Genomic DNA, 20081 nt, shown 5'->3' with positions numbered 1-20081 from the left:
ACTGACATGGTCACTCTTCACCGCGTGAGCGATGTAGACGAACTCATATCCTCTGCCGCCCTTAAATTCATCGACGTCGTGACGGCGATTCAGGCCCCGGGCGGCGGGCTCCACAATGATGGCGTTGCCCGCGTGGTTCTCACTGGCGGCGGCGCTGGCATAGGAACACTCCGCGAACTGGCTCGCCTTGATGCGGCAGCACATGGCCAGAGTGAGGACTACCCTGCTCTGGCAATTGACTGGACTCGCGTCCACGTATTCTTCGGTGATGAGCGAAATGTCCCAGTTTCTGATCCTGATTCCAATGAGGGTCAAGCCCGTGCTGCTCTTCTCCACGAGGTAGGCATTCCTGAGCAACACATCCATGGTCTCGATTTAGGCGCCATCGCCATGGAGCATGCCGCTAAGGCATATGCCGGCGAGATTGCCGAATTCGCCCCAAACGGCTTCGACCTTCACTTGTTGGGCATGGGTGGCGAGGGGCACATCAACTCGATGTTCCCGCACTCCCCTGCGGTCCTCGAGGAGGAGGAACTCGTTGTGGCAGTTCACGACTCTCCGAAGCCCCCGGCAGAGCGGGTTACTTTGACCCTCCCTGCGGTTAACCGTTCCCAGCGGGTGTGGTTCCTAGTGTCCGGTGCTGAAAAGGCTGAGGCTGCGTCTCACATCGTTAAGGGCTCTCCTGCTGTGGAGTGGCCGGCTGCTGGTGCACACGGAACCCAGGAGACAATCCTCTTCCTGTCCGATGACGCAGCGGGTGAACTCTAACAACTCGTTGAGAGATCTGCGTATCTGCCAACGAAGCGCCTCCGCAAGCGCTTTGTGAGCCTTTCGTTGGCAGTTATGCACGTTTTAGGGTGGGATATACCGATAGCACGGAGCCCGACAGCTCCGAAGCTAGGCATAGAAAAAGCCCGCGTTGACCATTAACAGTCAACGCGGGCTTCTTCTTACGCGATTAGACGCCGAATGCCTGGATCAGGTTCAGCGCAACGATGCACGCCAACCAGATAATCACCATGACAATGGTGTAGCGGTCCAAGTTCTTCTCCACGACCGTGGAGCCCGAAAGGTTGGACTGGACGCCTCCACCGAAAAGGCTGGACAGACCGCCACCCTTACCCTTGTGCAGGAGAACAAAGATAGACATGAGGATCGCGGCAATCACCAGGATGATTTCCAGGGCCAAGATCATAGGATCGTTCCTCTCAAACTTTATTAATTAACTCCGGACCACTTTACACCACGACGTGGGCCGGACGATATTCCGACCCACGCCTAGGTTCCAGAGTTAAACTGCAGTCGACGCGTTCGCAGCGAGCTTGGCGAATTCGTCACCAACGAGTGATGCGCCGCCGACCAGGCCGCCGTCAACGTCCGGCTTACCCACAATCTCAGCCACGGAATCAACCTTGACAGAGCCACCGTAGAGGATTCGGATGCCCTCTGCTACCTCATCGCCTGCAAGCTCACGGACGAGGTCACGGATTGCCGCACATACTTCCTGTGCATCGTCAGCCGAAGCAACCTTGCCAGTACCGATAGCCCACACTGGTTCGTAAGCAACGACGGTCTTGGAAAGATCCTCAGCGCTCAGACAAGCGAGGGAATTGCGGGTCTGGTTGACCACGTAGTCAACGTGGGTGCCAGCTTCACGGACATCGAGCGGCTCGCCAACGCAGACGATCGGGCTGATGCCGTTCCTCAGCGCAGCAGCAGCCTTCTCTGCGACGAGCTCGTCGGTCTCACCGTGGTACTCGCGGCGCTCGGAGTGACCAACGACAACCCAGGTGCAGCCGAGTGCGGAGAGCATCTTGCCGGAGACTTCGCCGGTGTAGGCGCCGGACTCGTGCTTGGAGATGTCCTGAGCACCGTAGGTCAGCTCGAGCTTGTCGCCCTCAGAGAGAGTCTGCAAGGTGCGCAGGTCGGTGAACGGAACCATGAAGGCAACGTCGACCTTCTCGTAGTAGTCCTTTGGAAGGGAGAAGTCGAACTTCTGGATGGAAGCGATTGCTTCCTTGTGGTCGAGGTTCATCTTCCAGTTGCCGGCGATAAGTGGCTTACGTGCCATAGTGGGAAATTCCTTTCTTAAAGAGTTTAGTGGCTCGATTAGGACTGCAGAACCGATACACCCGGCAGCTCCTTGCCCTCAAGGAACTCGAGGGAAGCGCCACCACCGGTAGAGATGTGGGAGAAGCCGTCCTCATCAAGGCCAAGGAGGCGGACGGAAGCGGCGGAGTCGCCACCACCGACAACAGTGAAGGAGCCGTTGTTCTTAGTTGCATCGATAATGGACTGAGCGACGCCAGCGGTGCCCTTGGAGAATGCCTCCATCTCGAACACACCCATTGGGCCGTTCCAGAAGAGGGTCTTGGAGGAAGCAATCACCTTGTCGAATTCCTTAACGGACTCTGGCCCGATGTCTAGGGACATCCAGCCCTCTGGGATGCCGTCGAGGGCGACAACCTTGTTTTCCGCATCAGCGTCGAACTCGGTTGCAGCAATCAGGTCAACTGGCAGGACAATCTTATCGCCGAAGCGCTCAAGGAGGTCCTTGCAGTTGTCGATCTGGTCTTCCTGCAGAAGGGAGTTCTGGACGTTGTAGCCCTTAGCAGCTAGCAGGGTGTAGCACATGCCGCCGCCGATGATGACCTTGTCTGCCTTGCCAGCAAGAGCCTCAATGACGCCGAGCTTGTCAGATACCTTGGCGCCGCCGAGCACAACGACGTATGGGGACTCAGGCTTTTCAGCAACTGCAGCGAGAGTCTCTACCTCTTTCTGCACGAGCTTGCCGGCGTATGCGGGCAGGCGCTTGGCGACGTCGTACACAGAAGCCTGTGCACGGTGGACAACACCGAAACCGTCGGAGACGAATGCACCATTGTCAGCGGCAAGGGCAACGAGCTCGTCTGCGAAAGCACCGCGCTCTGCCTCGTCCTTAGAGGTCTCACGTGGGTCGAAGCGGACGTTTTCGATGAGCATTACGTCGCCATCGTTAAGGCCGTTGGCACGCTCGTGAGCGTCTTCACCGGTGACGTCGCCAGCCAGTGCGACGTACTGGCCGAGAGCCTCGGAAAGAGCCTCAGCTACAGGAGCCAGGGAGTACTTCGGGTTGACCTCACCCTTAGGCCGGCCAAGGTGTGCGGACAGGATAACCTTGGCGCCGCCCTCGACGAGTGCCTTGATGGTAGGCAGCGAAGCGGTGATGCGTCCGGAGTCGGTGATGTTACCCTCATCGTCCAGTGGGACGTTGAAGTCGGAGCGGACGAGTACGTGGCGGGACTCAACGCCTTCGGCGATGAGATCATCTAGGGTCTTGAAAGCCATAATTTTCTCCTTAATCGATTTTTAAAAAGAGTTCTATATAAGAATACCGGCCCACGCCTAGCCCAAGTGGGCAAAGTGTGGGCCGGTTAATCATCCAAGTGAGGTCTTTAGGACTCGCAGCGGATTAGAGCTTGGAAGCGACCAGGGAGGTGGTGCGTACGAGCTGGTTGGTGTAGCCCCACTCGTTGTCGTACCAGCCGAGAACCTTAACCAGGTTGCCGTTGGAAACCTTGGTTACGCCAGCATCGAAGATGCAGCCGTGCGGGTCGGTGATGATGTCGGTGGAGACGATTGGGTCCTCGGTGTAAGCCAGGGTCTCGCCGAACTCGCCGACAGCAGCTTCCTTGATTGCAGCGTTGACTTCTTCAACGGTGACGTCGCGGGAAGCGGTGAAGGTCAGGTCTGTTGCGGAACCCGTGATGGTCGGAACACGCATTGCGTAGCCGTCCAGCTTGCCCTCGAGTTCAGGCAGAACCAGAGCAACAGCCTTAGCTGCACCGGTGGAGGTAGGAACCATGTTCACAGCAGCGGCGCGTGCACGGCGTGGGTCCTTGTGAGGAGCGTCCTGGATGCGCTGGTCACCGGTGTAGGAGTGAACGGTGGTCATGAGGCCCTTCTCGATGCCGAACTTGTCGTTGAGAACCTTAGCCATCGGAGCTAGGCAGTTGGTGGTGCAAGATGCTGCGGAGATGACGTTGTGGTTTGCAGGGTCGTAAGAATCGGAGTTGACGCCGTAAACGAATGTTGCGTCCACGTTCTTAGCAGGTGCAGAGATGATGACCTTCTTTGCGCCAGCCTCGATGTGAGCCTTTGCAGCCTCACCGTCGGTGAAGAAGCCGGTGGACTCAACAACGATGTCAACGTTGTGGTCGGACCACTTTAGGTTCTTTGGATCGCGCTCTGCGGAGACTGCGATGCGGTGGCCGTTGACGGTGATGGACTCATCGTCGAAGGAGATTTCGCCATCGAAACGGCCCAACACGGAGTCGTACTTCAGCAGGTTTGCGAGGGTGCCGTTATCGGTCAGGTCGTTGACTGCAACAACCTCGAGGTCGGTGTTGCCCTGAGCAATTGCACGGAAGAAGTTGCGGCCGATGCGGCCAAAGCCATTGATGCCTACGCGGATGGTCACTGTTATTTCTCCTCTAAAAATCGAGTAAACGTTCGTGTTGGTCCGAGGCATCTCCTCTAGTTCTGCCTTATGCGAAGAACCTCGGTGAGTTTTCCCAACACGGCCGATACTACCGAGCAAACATAGTGCGTGCAGCGGCTGAGCGCGGGTGCAGAAAGTTGAATGCCGAAACCAGAAAAGAGGCGTACAATATTGCAACCTGTGTCTAAGCGCTTGGTAAATATGCGCAGGAATTCACCTGCTTTTGCCCGTATATGTTGTTTTATGTTGATAAAGGTGGGATATGTCACTCCCCCAGCTTAACGGCAGATAATCAACAATAACGGGAGAATTTCACAGCAAGAAAATTAGCTTCACCGCCCCGAATGTGACCGTTTTGCCCAATCAAAAACCGCCCCATCCGATCGGACAAGGCGGCAGGCAATACTGAATCGAACTAAACCAAAACCTTTAGGACTGGTCGAAAAGATCCTCCGTCACTGAGTCATTGGTGTCGGGAATCTGCAATTCTTCCGCCCGTTTGTCAGCCATCGAAAGCAGGCGGCGAATGCGGCCAGCCACCGCGTCCTTGGTCATGGGAGGATCTGCGAGGCGACCTAGCTCCTCGAGTGAGGCTTCACGGTGCTGTACACGCAGACGTCCGGCATCGGCAAGATGTTCTGGCACGTCATCGCCCAAGATCTCCATCGCACGTTCTACTCGAGCTGCCGCGGTGACTGCGGCGCGCGCCGATCTACGAAGGTTTGCGTCGTCAAAATTGTCCAAGCGCTTCGAGGTATCGTGTGCCTCGCGCTTTACGCGTTTCTTCTCCCACGTCAAACGAGTTTCTTGCGCACCCATGCGGGTCAGCAAAGCGCCAATGGCGTCGCCGTCACGCACGACCACACGGTCTGCCCCCCGGGTTTCTTTCGTCTTAGCGGCGATACCAAGGCGTCGCGCGCACCCCACAAGAGCAAGCGCCGCCTCTTGGCAAGGGCACAATACTTCCAGAGTGGAAGAACGGCCAGGCTCGGTCAACGCTCCCTGCGCCAAGAATGCGCCACGCCATGCGGCTTCGTTATCAGCAATCGAGCCGGAGATCACCTGCGGCGGCAAACCCACCACGGGATGGCCTGAGCGGGTGATAAGTCCGAGACGTCTAGTTAACTCTTTTGCCCCTGTAGCAATACGCAGCTGAACCCGCGATTTCTTCTGTGAAGTCGCAGGCCCTACGACGTGAGTGCCGACCTTCAGCCCGAAGAGTTCTTCAAGTCCATCAACAAAGCGGTCAGCAATACGCTGATTATCAAGCTCAACCTCATAAGCCATCTGATCGCCGCTAATGGTTAACTCGCCGGCAAAGCGCAAAATGGCTGAAATCTCCGCAGCTCGTGCGGATTGGCGCGGAACCGAGACTTCAGTGAGTTCGTCCTTGACCTGATCGGTCAATGAAGCAGACAAAGTCTTTGCCCCTTTCTTAAAAGCATTGGAGCGTGTGCCAAGAAGCACACGGCAGTTTTTATAGTTTAGCGAGATACGTTCAATGCCGACGTTTCAGGTCTCTTAGCCCTTGACAAGCTCGCCCAGAGCAACCGACAGCTTCTCCGGGTCATGTTTGTTTGTACTTGCTCCATTTCCGTCTCTTTGGCTAAGGTCCGCGAAGGATGCTTTAGCACCCAAAACGCTCGCGGCGCGTTGCAAATAGACCCGCTCACTTTCGCTCGGGATTGCGCCTTCATCCACCAAAACTCGGTCGATTCTTAGATTAGGCGCGTGTTGAGCCAAAACGTGTAAGTGCCTCTCCGCAGAAAAGCCATGCGTCTCCCCTGGCTCAGCCGACAAGTTGAGTACCACAACGCGCAGTGCATGGGAATTACGCACTGTATCGACAATTTCCGGGACCAACACATGCGGCAGAACCGAGCTAAACCAAGAGCCAGGGCCGATGGTGATGAGGTCGGCGTCGGCAAGCGCGGCGACAGCCTCAGGATTTGCTTCGGGGTACTCAGGAAGGATCCTTACTCTTCGGACTTGACCAGGAGTCGATGCCACCGCGACCTGCCCGCGGACGGCCCGCATAATTCGAGGATCGTCATCCAATCCGGCAACCTCAGCTTCGATATCGAGGGGCTGATTAACCACGGGAAGCACTCGACCGTGGGACTCAGTGAGCACCGCTACCGCGTCCAGAGCGGCCTGATAATCGCCGAGAACATCGGTAAGCCCGGCAATGAGCAGATTACCCACCGCATGACCGGCCATGGCCCCGTTACCGCCGAATCGATGCTGGAGAGTCTGCGCCCACATCTTGCCTGCTTCAGTATCGCCAGACAGGGCCGCCAACGCCATCCGGAGGTCTCCGGGCGGAATGATGTCGAGCTCACGGCGAAGACGGCCAGAAGAACCACCGTCGTCTGCGACCGTGACGATTGCCGAGATTCGTTCAGCATTACTCATTCGCGCGGCTAGCAGGGTTTGGTAAAGGCCGTGACCGCCACCCAGGCATGCCATGTGTGAAAATCGAGTCATTGGTTCTAAAAGAGCTTTCCGGGTAATGAAATAGGGGCGAGATTAATCCCGCGCAATGTCGCGGTGGAGGGTATTGACATCCAGATCTTCTCGCTGACGCAAGCGGCGAGCAATCTCCTCTGACACAGCGACGGAGCGGTGATGTCCACCTGTACACCCGACGCCCACGGTGATGAAGTTTTTACCCTCGTGGCGGTAACCAGCGAGCATGGTCTCAAACATCTCCAAGAAATGCTCGATGAAGTTCTCTGCAGCAGGGTGGGCGAGGACGTAATCAGAGACAGGTTCATCGGTGCCTCGATATCCGCGTAGTTCCGGAACCCAATAAGGGTTGGGAAGGAATCGCACGTCGACGACCAAATCCGCGTCTCGTGGGGAGCCGTGTTTGAAGCCGAACGACTCAACGGTGACGTGCTGGGTGTCCTTGCTCATGTCACCAAATGCTGCTTCGATGGCACGACGCAGATCATGAATTGACAGGTTTGTGGTGTCGATGATGATGTCGGCGCGCTCGCGCACCTCAGCCACAACCTGGCGCTCTCTCTGGATGCCGGCCTTGAGCGTGTCATCGCCCTGCAGCGGATGCGTGCGACGAACAGAATCAAAACGGCGGATCAGCACGTCATCGCGCGCATCGAGAAACAGAACCGTGGGCTTCATGCCCAACTGCGTGACCTCATCAATGGTCTCCAGCAGTGAACCATGAAACATGCGGGAGCGCACATCGGTTACCGCAGCAACCTTCTTGACCTTCGTCTCTTCCAAGGAACACAGCTTTAGAAGATCCACAATGGCTTTTGGCGGGATGTTATGGGCCACGTAGTAGCCCTTGTCCTCGAGAACCTTAGCTGCCGAGGTGAGGCCGCCGCCGGACATGCCAGTAATGAAGACCGGCGGTGTTTCTAAGTGCGTCATAGCAACCATCTTAACGCGCCAAAGCTGGAAGGTTCCTGAAGATTCCTAACTATGCAGGTGTTCAAAAACTACGCTGGCCAACTTGGGGCCAAAGCCCTTTACGGCGGCAATTTGCTCGACGCTAGCCTCTTTCAGCTTCTTCACCGAGCCAAAGTGCTTGACCAGGTCAGCCCTGCGCTGTGGACCCAACCCAGGCACACTGTCCAGCACAGAGGAACGCATGCGTTTGGAGCGCTGCTGGCGGTGATAGGTAATGGCGAAGCGGTGAGCCTCGTCGCGGATCTGTTGCAGCAAGAACAACGCCTGGGAGTTTCGCGGCAAGATAACTGGCTCATCGTCACCGGGAACCCAGATCTCTTCCAAGCGCTTGGCCAAGCCGACGAGAGTGACGTCGACAATGCCCAGCTCGTCAAAGACTTCCTGGGCAGCGGCTACCTGCGGCGCACCGCCATCAACGATGAAGAGCTGCGGCGGATACGCGAAACGACGCCCAGCTTCAGCAGACTCTTCCGTCACCTTCTCGTCAGCGAAGGTCGACTCCTCCACCTCTTCGTCTGGGTTGGCCAACTTGTCTTCATTGTGGCGCTTAAAGCGACGCCGCGTGACCTCAGCGATGGAGCCGACGTCGTCTGAGCGGCCGTCGCCAGCTGCTTCCTTAATGCGATAACGGCGATAGTCCGACTTGCGCGGAAGCCCATCCTCAAAGACCACCAAGGAAGCGACAACGTCCGTGCCTTGAATGTGGGAAATATCCGTACACTCTATGCGCAAAGGCGCCTGGTCCATGCCCAAGGTCTCCTGAATGTCCTGCAGCGCGGCAGAGCGTGCTGTGATATCGCCAACGCGCTTGAGCTTGTGTTGACGAAGCTGCTCCTTGGCGTTCTTCTCCACGGTCTCCATCAGGGATCGCTTGTCGCCGCGCTGGGGCACGCGCAAGTCCACGTGCGCACCACGCAGCTGCTCCAACAAAGACTTGACCTCAGCTGCCTCGTCCGGCATAGCCTGGACCAGGATTTCTCGTGGGATCACGTTGCCGAGGTGTTCCTCGGTATGGGACTCCTGATCCACCCCTCGCCTATTGAGCGCAGCGTCTTCTTCCAATTCCTGCTTCTGCCTGTCAGCAGCGTCGGAATAGAACTGAATGAGGAAGTTCTGCATGAGGGCCGGAAGTCCGGGGTCAGGTTTGCCTTCCTCGAGTGGCTCGAGTGGGGCCTGATCACCAGAGCGCTCCACGACCCATCCGCGCTGGCCGCGGATTCGCCCATTGCGTACGTGGAAAATCTGTACCGCTGCTTCTAGCTCATCGGAGCTAAAAGCGATGAGGTCGGCGTCGGTGCCATCGCCGAACACCACGGCTTGTTGTTCCATGATCTTATTGATGGCGCCCAGGTCGTCGCGCAATCGGGCGGCAAGCTCGAACTCAAGATTCTCCGCAGCTTCCTCCATGCGCTGGGTCAGCTCGCGGGTTACCTTGCTGGTGTTGCCGTTCATAAAGGAAACCAGCTCGTTGACCGTCTCACGGTGCTCGTCCTTTGACACGCGGCCGATACACGGCGCATCGCACTTGCCGATGTAACCCAACAGGCACGGCCGGCCGAGGCGCTCGTGGCGGTTGTATACGCCCTTGGCACAGGTGCGCATAGGAAAGACGCGGGTCAGTAGGTCTAGGGTCTCGCGTACTGCCCAGGCGTGCGAATAAGGGCCGAAGTAACGCACGCCTTTGCGGCGCGGCCCGCGATAGAAGAACGCACGTGGAACCGCCTCTCCCACCGAGACCGCCAACATCGGGTACGTCTTGTCGTCGCGATACATGACGTTGAATCGTGGATCGAAACGCTTAATCCATGTGTATTCCAATTGGAGTGCTTCGACCTCGCTGGCCACCACGGTCCACTCCACCGAAGCCGCCGTGAGCACCATCTGCCTGGTGCGTGGATGCAGCTGCGTAATGTCCTGAAAGTAATTGGACAAGCGGGCCCGGAGATTCTTGGCCTTGCCGACGTAGATTACCCTTCGGTTTTCGTCGCGAAACTTATAAACGCCCGGTTCCGTGGGTATCGTTCCGGGCGCTGGCCTGTATGTTGTGGGATCAGCCACGTTAGTCCTGCGGCATGTACTTGGCTTCAAGTTCGCGGAACTGGCGAACCTTAGTGATTACGTCTTGTTTGTCACCAGACTGCAGTGCCCAGACAGGAACGAACTCGAAATCGGGAAGCTCGATGCGGGCCATACGCTCCCCCTCTGGGAAGGACAGCCCATACACAACCTGCCATGGGTAGAAACGAGTGCCGACAATATTGCGGACCTCGACTCCGTCCTCGTTAGCCCGCAAGCGTGGGCGGGTCAGTGCAATCCACGACAAGATGGAAATCAATACGCCGACGCCGGGGAATGCAAACTTATCAATCGTGGTCACCGCCGCACCTGTAAAGGAGACGTCCAAGGTAACACCCATAAAGATGTGGATAGCCATGACGAGGACTACCCAACCAATCGCAATCTTGCGTAGGTATGGAGACTTGGTCTCATAAAGCCAAGGTTTGGTCGACGTCAGCGCAAAAGGGTCTGCGCTGGTGTAGGCCAGAATCTCGGCATCAGATAGGTGCTTGCGAGATGTAGTCTCGCTCGCCTGAGATTCGTGTGCGTCCGTCATTTAGTCCTTCTTCTCACCTATTTAAGCGTCACTACAGGTTAGGCGCAGGCGTTTAGCCTGCCAGTCCGTCCAGTGTACGCAATTTCATGACGGTGTCTAAAGCCGCAACCATCGACTCAGCGCCCTTGTCTTCATCAGATGTATCAAAGCCTGCACGATCGACGGCCTGGGAGTACTCGTTAACTGTCAACACGCCGTTCGCCACGGGCGTCGACTCGTCGAGTGCAATGCGCGTCAGGCCTTGGGTGACCGAGTCACAGACATAGTCGAAGTGCGGGGTTCCGCCCTTAACGACGCAGCCCAAAGCCACGACGGCGTCGTGAGAACGAGCCGCTGCTTGGACAACGACAGGCAGTTCCAGTGCGCCAACCACGCGCAGCTCGGTGACCTTGGCGCCACATGCTTGAGCGGTTTCGATCGCGCGCTTATGCAGTTGATCGCAGATTTCGGCGTTCCACGTTGAAGTAACGATCGCGACGCGAACGCCCTCGGCCGAAACGAGCTGGATGTCTGGCAGGCCTTCTTTAGCCATCACGGTCCTTTCTAAGAAGTGCTAATTTTTAGCTGTGCTCGGAGTCCCACTGCGCAACCTGCGGCAGATCATGGCCCATACGGTCACGCTTGGTGCGCAGGTAGGTGATGTTGTCTTCATTGGCAGCAACAGCCAGATTAGTGTGCTGGGAGACGTCGACGCCAAAGCCAAAGAGGCCGTCGCCCTTGTGCGGATTGTTGGTCATCAAGTTGGCGGAAACAATGCCAAGGTCTCGCAAGATCTGGCCCGCAACCGAGTACTCGCGTGCGTCTTCGGGCAATCCCTGTTCGAGGTTGGCGTCGACAGTGTCGAGGCCCTTGTCCTGCAGGTGATAGGCCTTGAGCTTGTTGACCAAGCCGATTCCACGACCCTCTTGACCACGCAGGTAGACCACAACCCCCTGTCCGGCCTCCTGCACCGCCCGCAAAGAGGCGTTGAGCTGAGGACCGCAATCGCAGCGACGCGAACCAAAAACGTCGCCAGTAAGGCATTCGGAATGCACACGCACGAGCACATTCTCCGCGCCCTTAAGCGCCTCGACGTCGCCTGCGACTAAGGCGATATGCTCGCTCTTGTCGACGTCGTGGGTGTAGCCGATCGCAGTAAACACGCCGTGCTCAGTAGGCAGGCGGGTAGACACCGAGCGCACGATCTGAGTCTCATGGTGGCGGCGCCATTCGATGAGCTGCTCGATCGAAATCATCGACAAACCATGGGCATCTGCGAAGCGGCGCAGCTCCGGTGAACGCGCCATATCGGTCGGGTCTTCTTCCGATACGATCTCGCACAGCACGCCCGCCGGACGCAACCCGGCCAGTCGGGCAAGGTCGATGGAAGCCTCAGTGTGGCCGTCGCGCTCCAGCACGCCGCCGGGTCGAGCAGCCAGCGGAACTACGTGACCAGGGCGAGTGAAATCTCCGATCTCGGAGGTCGGGTCAGCCAGGCGCCGGATGGTCTCGGCGCGGGAACCAGCCGAGATACCCGTCGAGCCAGTCGCAGCATCTACCGTGACCGTGTAGGCAGTGTGGCGAACATCTTCGTTAACCGCGATCATCGGCGGAAGATTGAGGCGAGCACAATCTTCGGGCATAAGTGGCGCGCAAATATAGCCGGAGGTGTATCGAACCATAAACGCCACGAGCTCCGGAGTCGCAAGCTCGGCGGCGAAAATCAGATCTCCTTCATTCTCACGGTCTTCATTGTCTACCACCACCACGGCTTTGCCGGCAGCGATGTCAGCAATAGCTTGTTCAACGGTATCGAGTTTGACGGAAGATTCTGCAGCGGTCATAAAGACTTACTCTAGCCCTTGCCGTTGGCGCCGGAAGCGTTAGGCCCAAACATTTTTTCCACGTACTTGGCCAGCACATCTACTTCGAGGTTGACTGCGGCACCAACTTCCAGCTGCCCGAATATGGTGTCGCGCAGCGTTGTCGGAATGAGAGAGACCTCGAACCAGTCTGCGCCGATGTTGCTTACCGTCAGCGAGGTGCCGCTGACTGCGATAGAACCCTTCTCTACCACGTATCGCGCAAGTCCGGCGGGCAGCTCGAAACGCAACACCTCCCAGTTCTCAGACGGGGTGCGCGAGATGAGTTTCGCAGTGCCGTCGACATGGCCCTGCATGATGTGGCCGCCCAAGCGGGTAGTTGGAAGCAGAGCACGCTCCACGTTGACCTGGGACCCCACGCGCAGTTCGCCGAGCGCCGAACGATTTAGGGATTCCTGCATGACGTCGGCGATGAAGACGTCCGCGGTTCGCTCGGCCACGGTGAGGCACACGCCGTTGATTGCGATGGAGTCACCAAGGGCGGCGTCGTCAAGTATCTTAGGCGCGGCGATTCCTAAGCGGATCGCGTCTCCCTGCCGCTCCAAGGAAGCGACCGTGCCGATTTCTTCCACGAGTCCAGTAAACAAAATCTATCCTTTAACTTTTAATCTCGAAGGCTTGACTCTACTCGTCATCCACGTATGGCCTGCGCACGTACTCGATGAGCACATCGTCGCCCAGCACGGTGGTGCCCACGCGCTGAAAACGACGCGCATCCTGCAAGGTTTGGGCCACCGGATGGGCCAACACTCCCCGCCCCTCTCCGAGCAACAGCGGCGCAATGTAGGCCTGCACCGCATCCACGTATCCGGCATTGAGGAAGGCGCTGGCCAGCCCGGCCCCGCCCTCGACCAACACGTCGCGTGCGCCCGCCTCATAAAGCGAAATCAGTGCGTCATCGATGTTGGCAAATTGGTCGTAGCCAAGTTCGCGCAAATGCGATGATGCCGCTCCCGCATCCTCTAAGTTCCTTTGGCCAATCACGACGCGGCGCGGCTGTTGCTCCCGCAGCGTGCCATCGGGGAAACGAGCGGTCAACGAGGGGTTGTCTGCCAGCGCGGTGCCGGTGCCGATGATGATGGCGTCACGCCGCGCGCGGTCGACGTGCACCCATTCACGCGCGTGCTCCCCGGTAATCCATTGGCTCGTACCATCGCTTGCGGCGGTAAAACCGTCGAGTGTTTGCGCAAACTTTAGGGTCACATGCGGGCGGCCCAGGCGCAGCGAAGTCAACCACGGGATGAGAGCATCGGACACGGGCAACTCCGCAGGCGCTTCAATCTGTGCGACCTCAATGCCCGCGGCGCGCAGAGTCTGCGCCCCGCCAGCAGCCACGCCGTTCGGGTCAGGATGCAGGAAATATACCTGGGAAATATCCGCCGCAATAAGGGCTTCCGCGCAGGGGCCAGTGCGCCCAGTGTGGTTGCACGGCTCGAGTGTAACGACTGCTATGCCGCCGCGGGCGCTGCTGCCGGCCTCTTGTAGGGCCATGACCTCGGCATGCGGCCCGCCTACGGGCTGAGTGGCGCCAGTGCCTACGAGGTTGCCCTCGGCGTCGAGAATGACTGCACCCACCGGCGGGTTGGGGCTCGTCGTGCCGCGCACGGATTGACCCGCCTCCATCGCACGGATGAGGGCGGCATCGAGGTCAAGCTTCATAAAGACTTTCTGATTGCAATTTCCGTTTGGTCAAGGACGGTCCCACGAAAGGTTCGGGACGTGAAGCGGTTAGAAAACTATTGCGAGGCCAGCTGGCGCAATTCCTCGACTGCTGCGGCCTTGTCTGCTTGCTTGTAGATGGCAGAACCGGCCACGAACGCGTGGCAGCCAGCTTCCGCGGATGCAGCGATGGTCTCGGCAGAGATGCCACCGTCGATTTCGATCAGGGTATCGAGGCCCTGCTCATCAATGGCAGCGCGCAATGTGCGTACCTTATCCAGCATCTCAGGCATAAACTTCTGGCCTCCGAAGCCAGGTTCAACCGACATTACGAGTGCCAAATCAAAGTGCTCCAGTTTGTCCAACCACGGCTCGATAGGAGTGTTGGGCTTGATGGAAAAGCCCGCGCGTACGCCCATGCCGCGGATTTTATCCGCCAGCGCGAGCGCCGCATGCTCGTCAGCGACGGCTTCCACATGGAAGATGATGCAATCAGCGCCTGCTTCAGCGTAGGTTTCGACCCACTTTTCCGGTTCCTCAATCATGAGATGAACGTCCAAGACCTGATCCGTGATGCCATCAACAGTCTTGGTGATGTCAGGGCCGAAGGACAGGTTGGGCACAAAGTGGCCATCCATGATGTCGACGTGGATCCAGTCAGCGTTGTGTACCGCACGTACCTCTTCCCCCAAACGGGAGAAGTCAGCGGCGAGAATCGAAGGGGAAATAATCGGTGCAGGCATGGTGTTCAGTCTAGACCTTCCCTTCGATTGCGCGCAGCCACTTCTTTAGCAGCTCGGCTAACGCTTAGTCACGACGAAGCGCGGCGAAGAACATCGCGTCGGTGCCGTGGCGATGCGGCCACATCTGGACCGACTTGTGGTGTCCAACGTCACCCATATCCGGAATGAGTTCGTGGGCATCGAGCTCCACGGCGCCCAGCTTGGCGACGGCGCGATCCACAACGTCGCGCGTTTCCCTCAGGTCCGGCGAACACGTCGAATAAACCACGACACCGCCGGGGCGCACGAGCTTGAGCGCGGACTCGAGCAGCTCAAACTGCAGCTCGTTGAGTCCGGCGATGTCGGACTCGGACTTGCGCCAACGAGCCTCCGGACGGCGACGAAGGGCGCCAAGGCCGGAACACGGGGCGTCGACAAGCACGCGATCGAAGCCAGCCTCAAGGCCGGGGTTACGGCCGTCAGCTACGTGCACACGAACAGGCAGATCCGCAACAGTCTTCTTGATGAGCTCAGCGCGGTGCGGCGAGACTTCCACCGCATCGACATGGGCCTGCTCAATGCGTGCCAGCGCACCCATGAGGGCCGCCTTGCCGCCAGGGCCCGCACACAGGTCGAGCCACCGCCCGGAATCAGTACCTGCAACGGGTGCTTCGACCACTGCGCGGGCAATGAGCTGCGAGCCTTCATCCTGGACCGCGGCAAAGCCCTGCTTCACAGGCTCCAGATCACCCGGATCACCAGATTCCATGTAGACGGCATAAGGCGAGTACTTGCCTTCTTCGTTGCCGGTCATAAGCGCTAACTCCTCGGCGCTAATCTCGCCGGGACGCGCTACTAGGTGGACGATAGGACGCTGGGAGTCGCCTTCCAGCGCTGCTTCGAGTTCGCCCAAGCCGACGACACGGCTAAAAGACTGTGCGATCCACGCGGGATGCGCGTGCTTGAAGGCCAGTGCCGCGATCTCGCCCTGCGGGGCGAGCTTGTCGAACCACTTCTCGGCCGGGGTGCGCGTGATGGTGCGCATGATGCCGTTGGCAAAGCCCTTAGCTTTCTCAAAGCCTGCGGCCTCAACCAAACGCACAGTGGTGTCTACGGCAGCATGCGGCTCCACGCGGGTAAAGAGCACCTGGTAGGCGCCTAGCCGCAAAGCATCCAAAACCTCAGGGGCAATCGCATCAAGCGCACGGGACGAGCACTCCCCGATGACTGCATCGAGCACCCCCTCGGTGCGCAAAGAACCATAGGTCAGCTCGGTTGCAAAAGCAGCGTCGCGGCCTTCGAGCTTGTGCACGCGCAAAGCCTTGGGCAAGGTCAGGTTCGCAAACGCATCATCGCTGTGAACGCGGCGCAGTACCTCAAAGGAGACCGCACGAGCGGTGTCTACGCCGCTTCGTCGCGCAGCCTGGACGAAGGAGTTCTTCTCCTGCGCGCCCCGCCTGCCTCGAGGGTGGTGTGAATTACGCGAATTATTCTTGCCTTTGCGCTGCAACGATCCGCGTTGTGCGTCACGCGCATGCTGCTTACGCCCATCAGCCTTGCGCTCGGAATCGCCGCCTTTGGAGCGGGAACGGAAACCACCACTCATGAGAACCTCACCTCTTTGTTGCCGCCCAGGCCGCGCGCCCAGTCTGCAGCGTTCATCATCTTCTTGCCAGGGACCTGCAGACGCTCCAGCTTGACTGCCGCATCAGCTGTGCCGACGTACACGGACTTCTTCGTAATGTGCGCCTCACCTGGTGCGAGGGCAACGCCCTCAAGTGCCGGGTCAACGCCTATGAGGCTAACCGGGCCAAGCTTGACTCGCTCCTCCCCAAGCATGGTCCAGGCACCCGGGGCCGGGGTGTGTGCCCGAATGTGGCGGTCGATGGCTTCCGCGGAATCCTGCCAATTGACGCGAGCATCCTCAACTGCGATCTTGTGCGCGTAGGAGGGCTCGCCCGATTGCTCGTGTGGGGTGATGGTGCCTGCCACCAAGCCGTCCATCGTTTCCACCAAGAGATCACCACCGGCATTAGCCAGGCGGGTGAGAAGATCGTCTGCGGTATCAGTTGCCTGAATCTTCTCTTCGAGCGTGCCCAGGATGACGCCGGTGTCCAATCCCTTATCGATACGGAACGTAGTAGCACCCGTGACTTCATCGCCGGCTGCGATCGCAGCTTGCACTGGGGCCGCACCGCGCCACGCAGGTAGCAAGGAGAAGTGCAGGTTGACCCAGCCATGGCGCGGTAGGTCAAGAAGATCCGGCGTAATAAGGTTGCCGTAGGCCACAACGGGGATAGCCTCAGGAGAAAGATCCCGCAGACGTGCGCGCAGCGCCTCGCCGTCCTCGGTGCCGGGCTTGAGGGTGCTTGGGGTGAGCACCTCGATTCCATGTTTTTGAGCCAGCTCTTTCACCGGGCTGGGGTGCAGAGTACGGCCCCGGCCCCTGCGCGCATCGGGCCTAGTGATGACCGCGACAACCTCATGCTTGGAGGCAATGAGCTTTTCCAAAGCCACCACTGCAGGCTCCGGGGTACCGGCGAAGACAATTCGCATGCTGAACCTTTACTTCTTTCTTCTCTTGTTGCTCTAGTTTCTTAGGCTGCTCTAGCTACTAGGAGTTAAACCACTCTGAATTGCGGATAACCTGCATCGCTTCTTTGCGCCGCTCAGGGGTGAGCCTTTGCAGGAACAAGACGCCATCAAGGTGGTCAGTCTCATGCTGAATGCAACGCGCCATCAACCCGGAGGCCACCATCGAGATGGCATTGCCCCGTACATCGCGGCCGTGGACCACGACCGATTCATAGCGCTCGGTGTTTTCGGTGATGTCCGGAATCGATAGGCAGCCCTCGGGGCCGTCCTGCGTCTTGTCCCCCAACGGGGTCCACACCGGGTTGATGATGGCCCCACGCAAGCCGGTCTGAAAGTGGGAGCAGTCATAGACAAAAATGCGCTTGGTCAAACCAATCTGGTTTGCGGCAAGGCCTACTCCGCCGGCCGCGTCCATGGTCTCCAGCATGTCATTGGCCAAGGCCTCAAGCGATGAATCAAACTTTTCAATCTCGGTAGCACGAGACGTCAAGACTGGATCGCCGTACATGCGAATTGCTCTGATTGCCACTGCGGAACCACTACCTTTCAAACAATTACGTCGCACTCGACAATAGTGGACATGCCAGACACAGCGGCGGACTGGGTAGACCCAGCAGCACTAAACCGTCTCCACCACGCGCTCCACGTCCATAAGCTGGCGTTTAGCCGACGTGAATTGGGTCTACCTGAATGCGCAGTGGCAGCTCGTCCTTACGGGCGCTGCGCGCAGCGTTGGCGTTGCGCAGCGCCGTGCCCAGCTGTGAGCGCGGCCCCAACGGGGTGCGGATGAGTGCCCTTTGTGGCGGCCCAAAGCGCTGTTCGTCATACTCACCGGGCAGGGTGACTCCGGGCGGAAGCGGGACCGGGCCCAGGATCTCAGCATGCTCAGGCAGCTCTGCAATCGAAAGAAAGTGATCCAGTGCGGCATCCGCTCCATCCACGGCTGCCATATGCACGGCCGGTGGGAAGCGCACTTCCCGACGCCCCGCCAGCTCAGCGCGCGCTGCTGCCACCATGTCCCAATTCACTAAATATTGGACAACTGCTAACGCCTCATCCGCAGCGATAATCACTTCCCCGCCTTTGGAGTGCGGGCTCACCAAGGTCGCTGCCGCAGCCCACTTGGCCAGGGCCTCTTCGGTTGCGCGCAGATCCTGACGATTGAGCAGCGTGGCAGCTTCTAGCAGCAGCGCCGCGCCATAATGACCGCCGTCCGCAACATGGGGTTCCGCACCGGGAGTCGCAATGACAAGTGCCGGCTCCCCTGGCACTTCATCGATGACCTTGTTACCGCCAGACATGACAATCCGCGTGCTTGGAAAGGCGCGACCCAGCTCTTCCGCCGTACGCTCCGAGCCCAATACGATGGCGCGCAGGCGCGGCGAGCCGCATTCCGTGCACCGGAACTTGGAGTCGATGCGCCCGCACAACGTACAGGTTGGCAGGGATGCTTGGCCCTCATGCCCACCGTGCGAATCACCCGGCAGGCCAAGCGGACCGTTGCAATGGCGGCACCTTGCCGGGGCGCGGCAATTCCCGCATGCCAGGATGGGCGCGTAGCCCTTGCGCGGGACCTGCACGAGAACTGGTTCGCCGCGGTCGAGGGCACGACGCGCGGCTTGGTATGCAGGACCGCTTAGCGACGTCGTTCCGCCCTGCAGGTCACGCGCCACCTGGAATCCGAAGGCTCCGACCGGCGTGATCGCAGGACGCCGCGCCGAAAGCGTCGACTCACTCGGCACTAGGTCGTGCGCCCACCCCGACTCCACCAGGAGCTGCGTCTCCGCGGTGCGCGAATGACCGGCCAAAATAAGGCTGCATCCCTCCAACGCAGAGCGCGTGGTGAGCACCTCGCGCGCATGTACGTAGGGCTTGAGATTATCCACGAGATTGTCGTCGCCATCGTCCACGATGACGGCAAGGCGCAGATTCGCCACCGGAGCAAAAGCCGCAGACCGCGTGCCGATGACGATGCGTGCCTGGCCTACCAAGGCTGACAGATAGCGCCGGTACCTAGCCTGCGGGCCAGTGGCGTTGCCGAGCACGGTTACCTGTTTAGCCGCGACTATCTCGCGCAGCGCACGCTCGAGCTTGTCGACGTCACGTTGATCCGGCACCACGATGAGCGAGCCACCTCCGTCTACCGCGATTTTTGCAACCAAAGCAGCCAGCGCTGCCGCCCAATCATCGCCGGGTGCTACCTGCCAGGCAGCGCGCGCAATGACGCCGCCTAGCACTGTATCCACGAAAGACTCGCCGAACTGATACGCGGACCAGCTGGACAGATCGGGTTCGCTGGCGTCTCCCAGCTCCTCCCACGGCGTCGACAAGTCTGATTCTTCCGCCTTGGCATGACGCGGAGGGATAGCGGAACGAATGATGTCGGAGCGAACTCCCCCGTACCGGGCAGCAAGCGATTCGACGAGTTGTGAGAGCTGCGCTGGATAAACTGCAAAGGGTGAGATCACTCGGTCGAGATAGCGCAGCTCGCCCGCGAACTCCGAGTCGTTGCGGCGCTCAAGAACGATGGCGTCGCTAAGCCGCCCATTGAAGCGGATACGTACGCGAACCCCAGGCTGTGCAGCCTCCGATTGTTCCTCGTCCACGCGGTAGTCGAACCCACGATCTAAGTGAGCAACCCCTAAAAGAGGCAACACCCGCGCGACCGGTTTGTGGGCGGCGAGTGTTCTCTTCGGCATAGGCTCAGA

At 59.0% G+C, this 20081-nt stretch carries 19 protein-coding genes; 1 reads left to right on the top strand and 18 read right to left on the bottom strand.

Features of this window, described 5'->3' with window-relative positions; all coding sequences use genetic code 11:
* The first annotated feature begins 6 nt into the window (after positions 1-6).
* Positions 7-768, top strand: a complete 762-nt coding sequence (pgl, locus tag HMPREF3148_RS01110; protein ID WP_005531606.1) for a 6-phosphogluconolactonase — start codon at positions 7-9, stop codon at positions 766-768.
* A gap of 190 nt (positions 769-958) precedes the next feature.
* Here the strand turns inward: pgl and secG are convergent, their stop codons facing one another.
* The 18 genes from secG to HMPREF3148_RS01020 form a co-directional block, all read right to left on the bottom strand.
* Entirely contained in the window at positions 959-1195 is a 237-nt protein-coding gene (gene secG, locus HMPREF3148_RS01105; protein ID WP_005531608.1) for a preprotein translocase subunit SecG, read from the bottom strand.
* Between the two features lie 96 nt (positions 1196-1291).
* Positions 1292-2071: a triose-phosphate isomerase gene (gene tpiA / locus HMPREF3148_RS01100; RefSeq protein ID WP_049062372.1), complete on the bottom strand. Its 780-nt coding sequence runs from the start codon at positions 2069-2071 to the stop codon at positions 1292-1294.
* 38 nt (positions 2072-2109) lie between these two features.
* Entirely contained in the window at positions 2110-3327 is a 1218-nt protein-coding gene (pgk, locus tag HMPREF3148_RS01095) for a phosphoglycerate kinase (protein ID WP_049062371.1), read from the bottom strand.
* A gap of 124 nt (positions 3328-3451) precedes the next feature.
* Positions 3452-4459 carry a type I glyceraldehyde-3-phosphate dehydrogenase gene (gene gap / locus HMPREF3148_RS01090; protein WP_034657516.1) on the bottom strand — a complete coding sequence of 336 codons (1008 nt, stop codon included), beginning with the start codon at positions 4457-4459 and terminating at the stop codon, positions 3452-3454.
* A gap of 450 nt (positions 4460-4909) precedes the next feature.
* Positions 4910-5899, bottom strand: a complete 990-nt coding sequence (whiA, locus tag HMPREF3148_RS01085) for a DNA-binding protein WhiA (RefSeq protein ID WP_005531616.1) — start codon at positions 5897-5899, stop codon at positions 4910-4912.
* Between the two features lie 102 nt (positions 5900-6001).
* Positions 6002-6967: a gluconeogenesis factor YvcK family protein gene (gene yvcK / locus HMPREF3148_RS01080; RefSeq protein WP_005531618.1), complete on the bottom strand. Its 966-nt coding sequence runs from the start codon at positions 6965-6967 to the stop codon at positions 6002-6004.
* 42 nt (positions 6968-7009) lie between these two features.
* Positions 7010-7891: an RNase adapter RapZ gene (gene rapZ, locus HMPREF3148_RS01075; RefSeq protein WP_005531621.1), complete on the bottom strand. Its 882-nt coding sequence runs from the start codon at positions 7889-7891 to the stop codon at positions 7010-7012.
* 36 nt (positions 7892-7927) lie between these two features.
* Positions 7928-9979, bottom strand: coding sequence for an excinuclease ABC subunit UvrC (gene uvrC, locus HMPREF3148_RS01070; RefSeq protein WP_070508566.1), 2052 nt, complete (start codon positions 9977-9979; stop codon positions 7928-7930).
* Between the two features lies 1 nt (position 9980).
* Positions 9981-10535, bottom strand: a complete 555-nt coding sequence (locus tag HMPREF3148_RS01065) for a PH domain-containing protein (RefSeq protein ID WP_005531625.1) — start codon at positions 10533-10535, stop codon at positions 9981-9983.
* Positions 10536-10587: 52 nt separating this feature from the next.
* Entirely contained in the window at positions 10588-11067 is a 480-nt protein-coding gene (gene ribH, locus HMPREF3148_RS01060; RefSeq protein ID WP_005531627.1) for a 6,7-dimethyl-8-ribityllumazine synthase, read from the bottom strand.
* A 28-nt stretch (positions 11068-11095) separates the two neighbouring features.
* Complete coding sequence (locus tag HMPREF3148_RS01055; RefSeq protein WP_049062368.1) at positions 11096-12358, bottom strand: bifunctional 3,4-dihydroxy-2-butanone-4-phosphate synthase/GTP cyclohydrolase II; 1263 nt, start codon at positions 12356-12358, stop codon at positions 11096-11098.
* Positions 12359-12369: 11 nt separating this feature from the next.
* Complete coding sequence (locus HMPREF3148_RS01050) at positions 12370-12984, bottom strand: riboflavin synthase (protein ID WP_049062367.1); 615 nt, start codon at positions 12982-12984, stop codon at positions 12370-12372.
* 37 nt (positions 12985-13021) lie between these two features.
* Positions 13022-14056 (bottom strand): bifunctional diaminohydroxyphosphoribosylaminopyrimidine deaminase/5-amino-6-(5-phosphoribosylamino)uracil reductase RibD, encoded by a 1035-nt coding sequence (ribD, locus tag HMPREF3148_RS01045; protein ID WP_005531633.1) that lies wholly within the window; start codon positions 14054-14056, stop codon positions 13022-13024.
* Between the two features lie 77 nt (positions 14057-14133).
* Positions 14134-14799, bottom strand: coding sequence for a ribulose-phosphate 3-epimerase (gene rpe, locus HMPREF3148_RS01040; RefSeq protein ID WP_049062366.1), 666 nt, complete (start codon positions 14797-14799; stop codon positions 14134-14136).
* 64 nt (positions 14800-14863) lie between these two features.
* Entirely contained in the window at positions 14864-16384 is a 1521-nt protein-coding gene (locus tag HMPREF3148_RS01035; protein ID WP_049191657.1) for an RsmB/NOP family class I SAM-dependent RNA methyltransferase, read from the bottom strand.
* Positions 16381-17334 carry a methionyl-tRNA formyltransferase gene (gene fmt / locus HMPREF3148_RS01030; RefSeq protein WP_070508565.1) on the bottom strand — a complete coding sequence of 318 codons (954 nt, stop codon included), beginning with the start codon at positions 17332-17334 and terminating at the stop codon, positions 16381-16383. The genes HMPREF3148_RS01035 and fmt overlap by 4 nt, the downstream gene beginning before the upstream one ends.
* Before the next feature lie 58 nt (positions 17335-17392).
* Positions 17393-17902 (bottom strand): peptide deformylase, encoded by a 510-nt coding sequence (gene def, locus HMPREF3148_RS01025; RefSeq protein ID WP_034657519.1) that lies wholly within the window; start codon positions 17900-17902, stop codon positions 17393-17395.
* Between the two features lie 133 nt (positions 17903-18035).
* Positions 18036-20072, bottom strand: a complete 2037-nt coding sequence (locus HMPREF3148_RS01020) for a primosomal protein N' (RefSeq protein WP_070508564.1) — start codon at positions 20070-20072, stop codon at positions 18036-18038.
* Positions 20073-20081: the final 9 nt, after the last annotated feature.

Origin of the sequence: Corynebacterium sp. HMSC05D08, from assembly GCF_001807215.1 — a bacterium.
GTDB lineage: Bacteria > Actinomycetota > Actinomycetes > Mycobacteriales > Mycobacteriaceae > Corynebacterium > Corynebacterium striatum.
The sequence above is the reverse complement of the archived record's forward strand: the minus strand, read 5'-3'. Positions and strand labels throughout refer to the sequence as shown.

Bases quoted from the DNA above. Each gene is read 5' to 3' on its own strand.
- pgl (WP_005531606.1), top strand. From the start codon at position 7: ATGGTCACTCTTCACCGCGTGAGCGATGTAGACGAACTCATATCCTCT.
- secG (WP_005531608.1), bottom strand. From the start codon at position 1,195: ATGATCTTGGCCCTGGAAATCATCCTGGTGATTGCCGCGATCCTCATG.
- tpiA (WP_049062372.1), bottom strand. From the start codon at position 2,071: ATGGCACGTAAGCCACTTATCGCCGGCAACTGGAAGATGAACCTCGAC.
- pgk (WP_049062371.1), bottom strand. From the start codon at position 3,327: ATGGCTTTCAAGACCCTAGATGATCTCATCGCCGAAGGCGTTGAGTCC.
- yvcK (WP_005531618.1), bottom strand. From the start codon at position 6,967: ATGACTCGATTTTCACACATGGCATGCCTGGGTGGCGGTCACGGCCTT.
- rapZ (WP_005531621.1), bottom strand. From the start codon at position 7,891: ATGGTTGCTATGACGCACTTAGAAACACCGCCGGTCTTCATTACTGGC.
- HMPREF3148_RS01065 (WP_005531625.1), bottom strand. From the start codon at position 10,535: ATGACGGACGCACACGAATCTCAGGCGAGCGAGACTACATCTCGCAAG.
- ribH (WP_005531627.1), bottom strand. From the start codon at position 11,067: ATGGCTAAAGAAGGCCTGCCAGACATCCAGCTCGTTTCGGCCGAGGGC.
- HMPREF3148_RS01055 (WP_049062368.1), bottom strand. From the start codon at position 12,358: ATGACCGCTGCAGAATCTTCCGTCAAACTCGATACCGTTGAACAAGCT.
- ribD (WP_005531633.1), bottom strand. From the start codon at position 14,056: ATGAAGCTTGACCTCGATGCCGCCCTCATCCGTGCGATGGAGGCGGGT.
- rpe (WP_049062366.1), bottom strand. From the start codon at position 14,799: ATGCCTGCACCGATTATTTCCCCTTCGATTCTCGCCGCTGACTTCTCC.
- HMPREF3148_RS01035 (WP_049191657.1), bottom strand. From the start codon at position 16,384: ATGAGTGGTGGTTTCCGTTCCCGCTCCAAAGGCGGCGATTCCGAGCGC.
- fmt (WP_070508565.1), bottom strand. From the start codon at position 17,334: ATGCGAATTGTCTTCGCCGGTACCCCGGAGCCTGCAGTGGTGGCTTTG.
- HMPREF3148_RS01020 (WP_070508564.1), bottom strand. From the start codon at position 20,072: ATGCCGAAGAGAACACTCGCCGCCCACAAACCGGTCGCGCGGGTGTTG.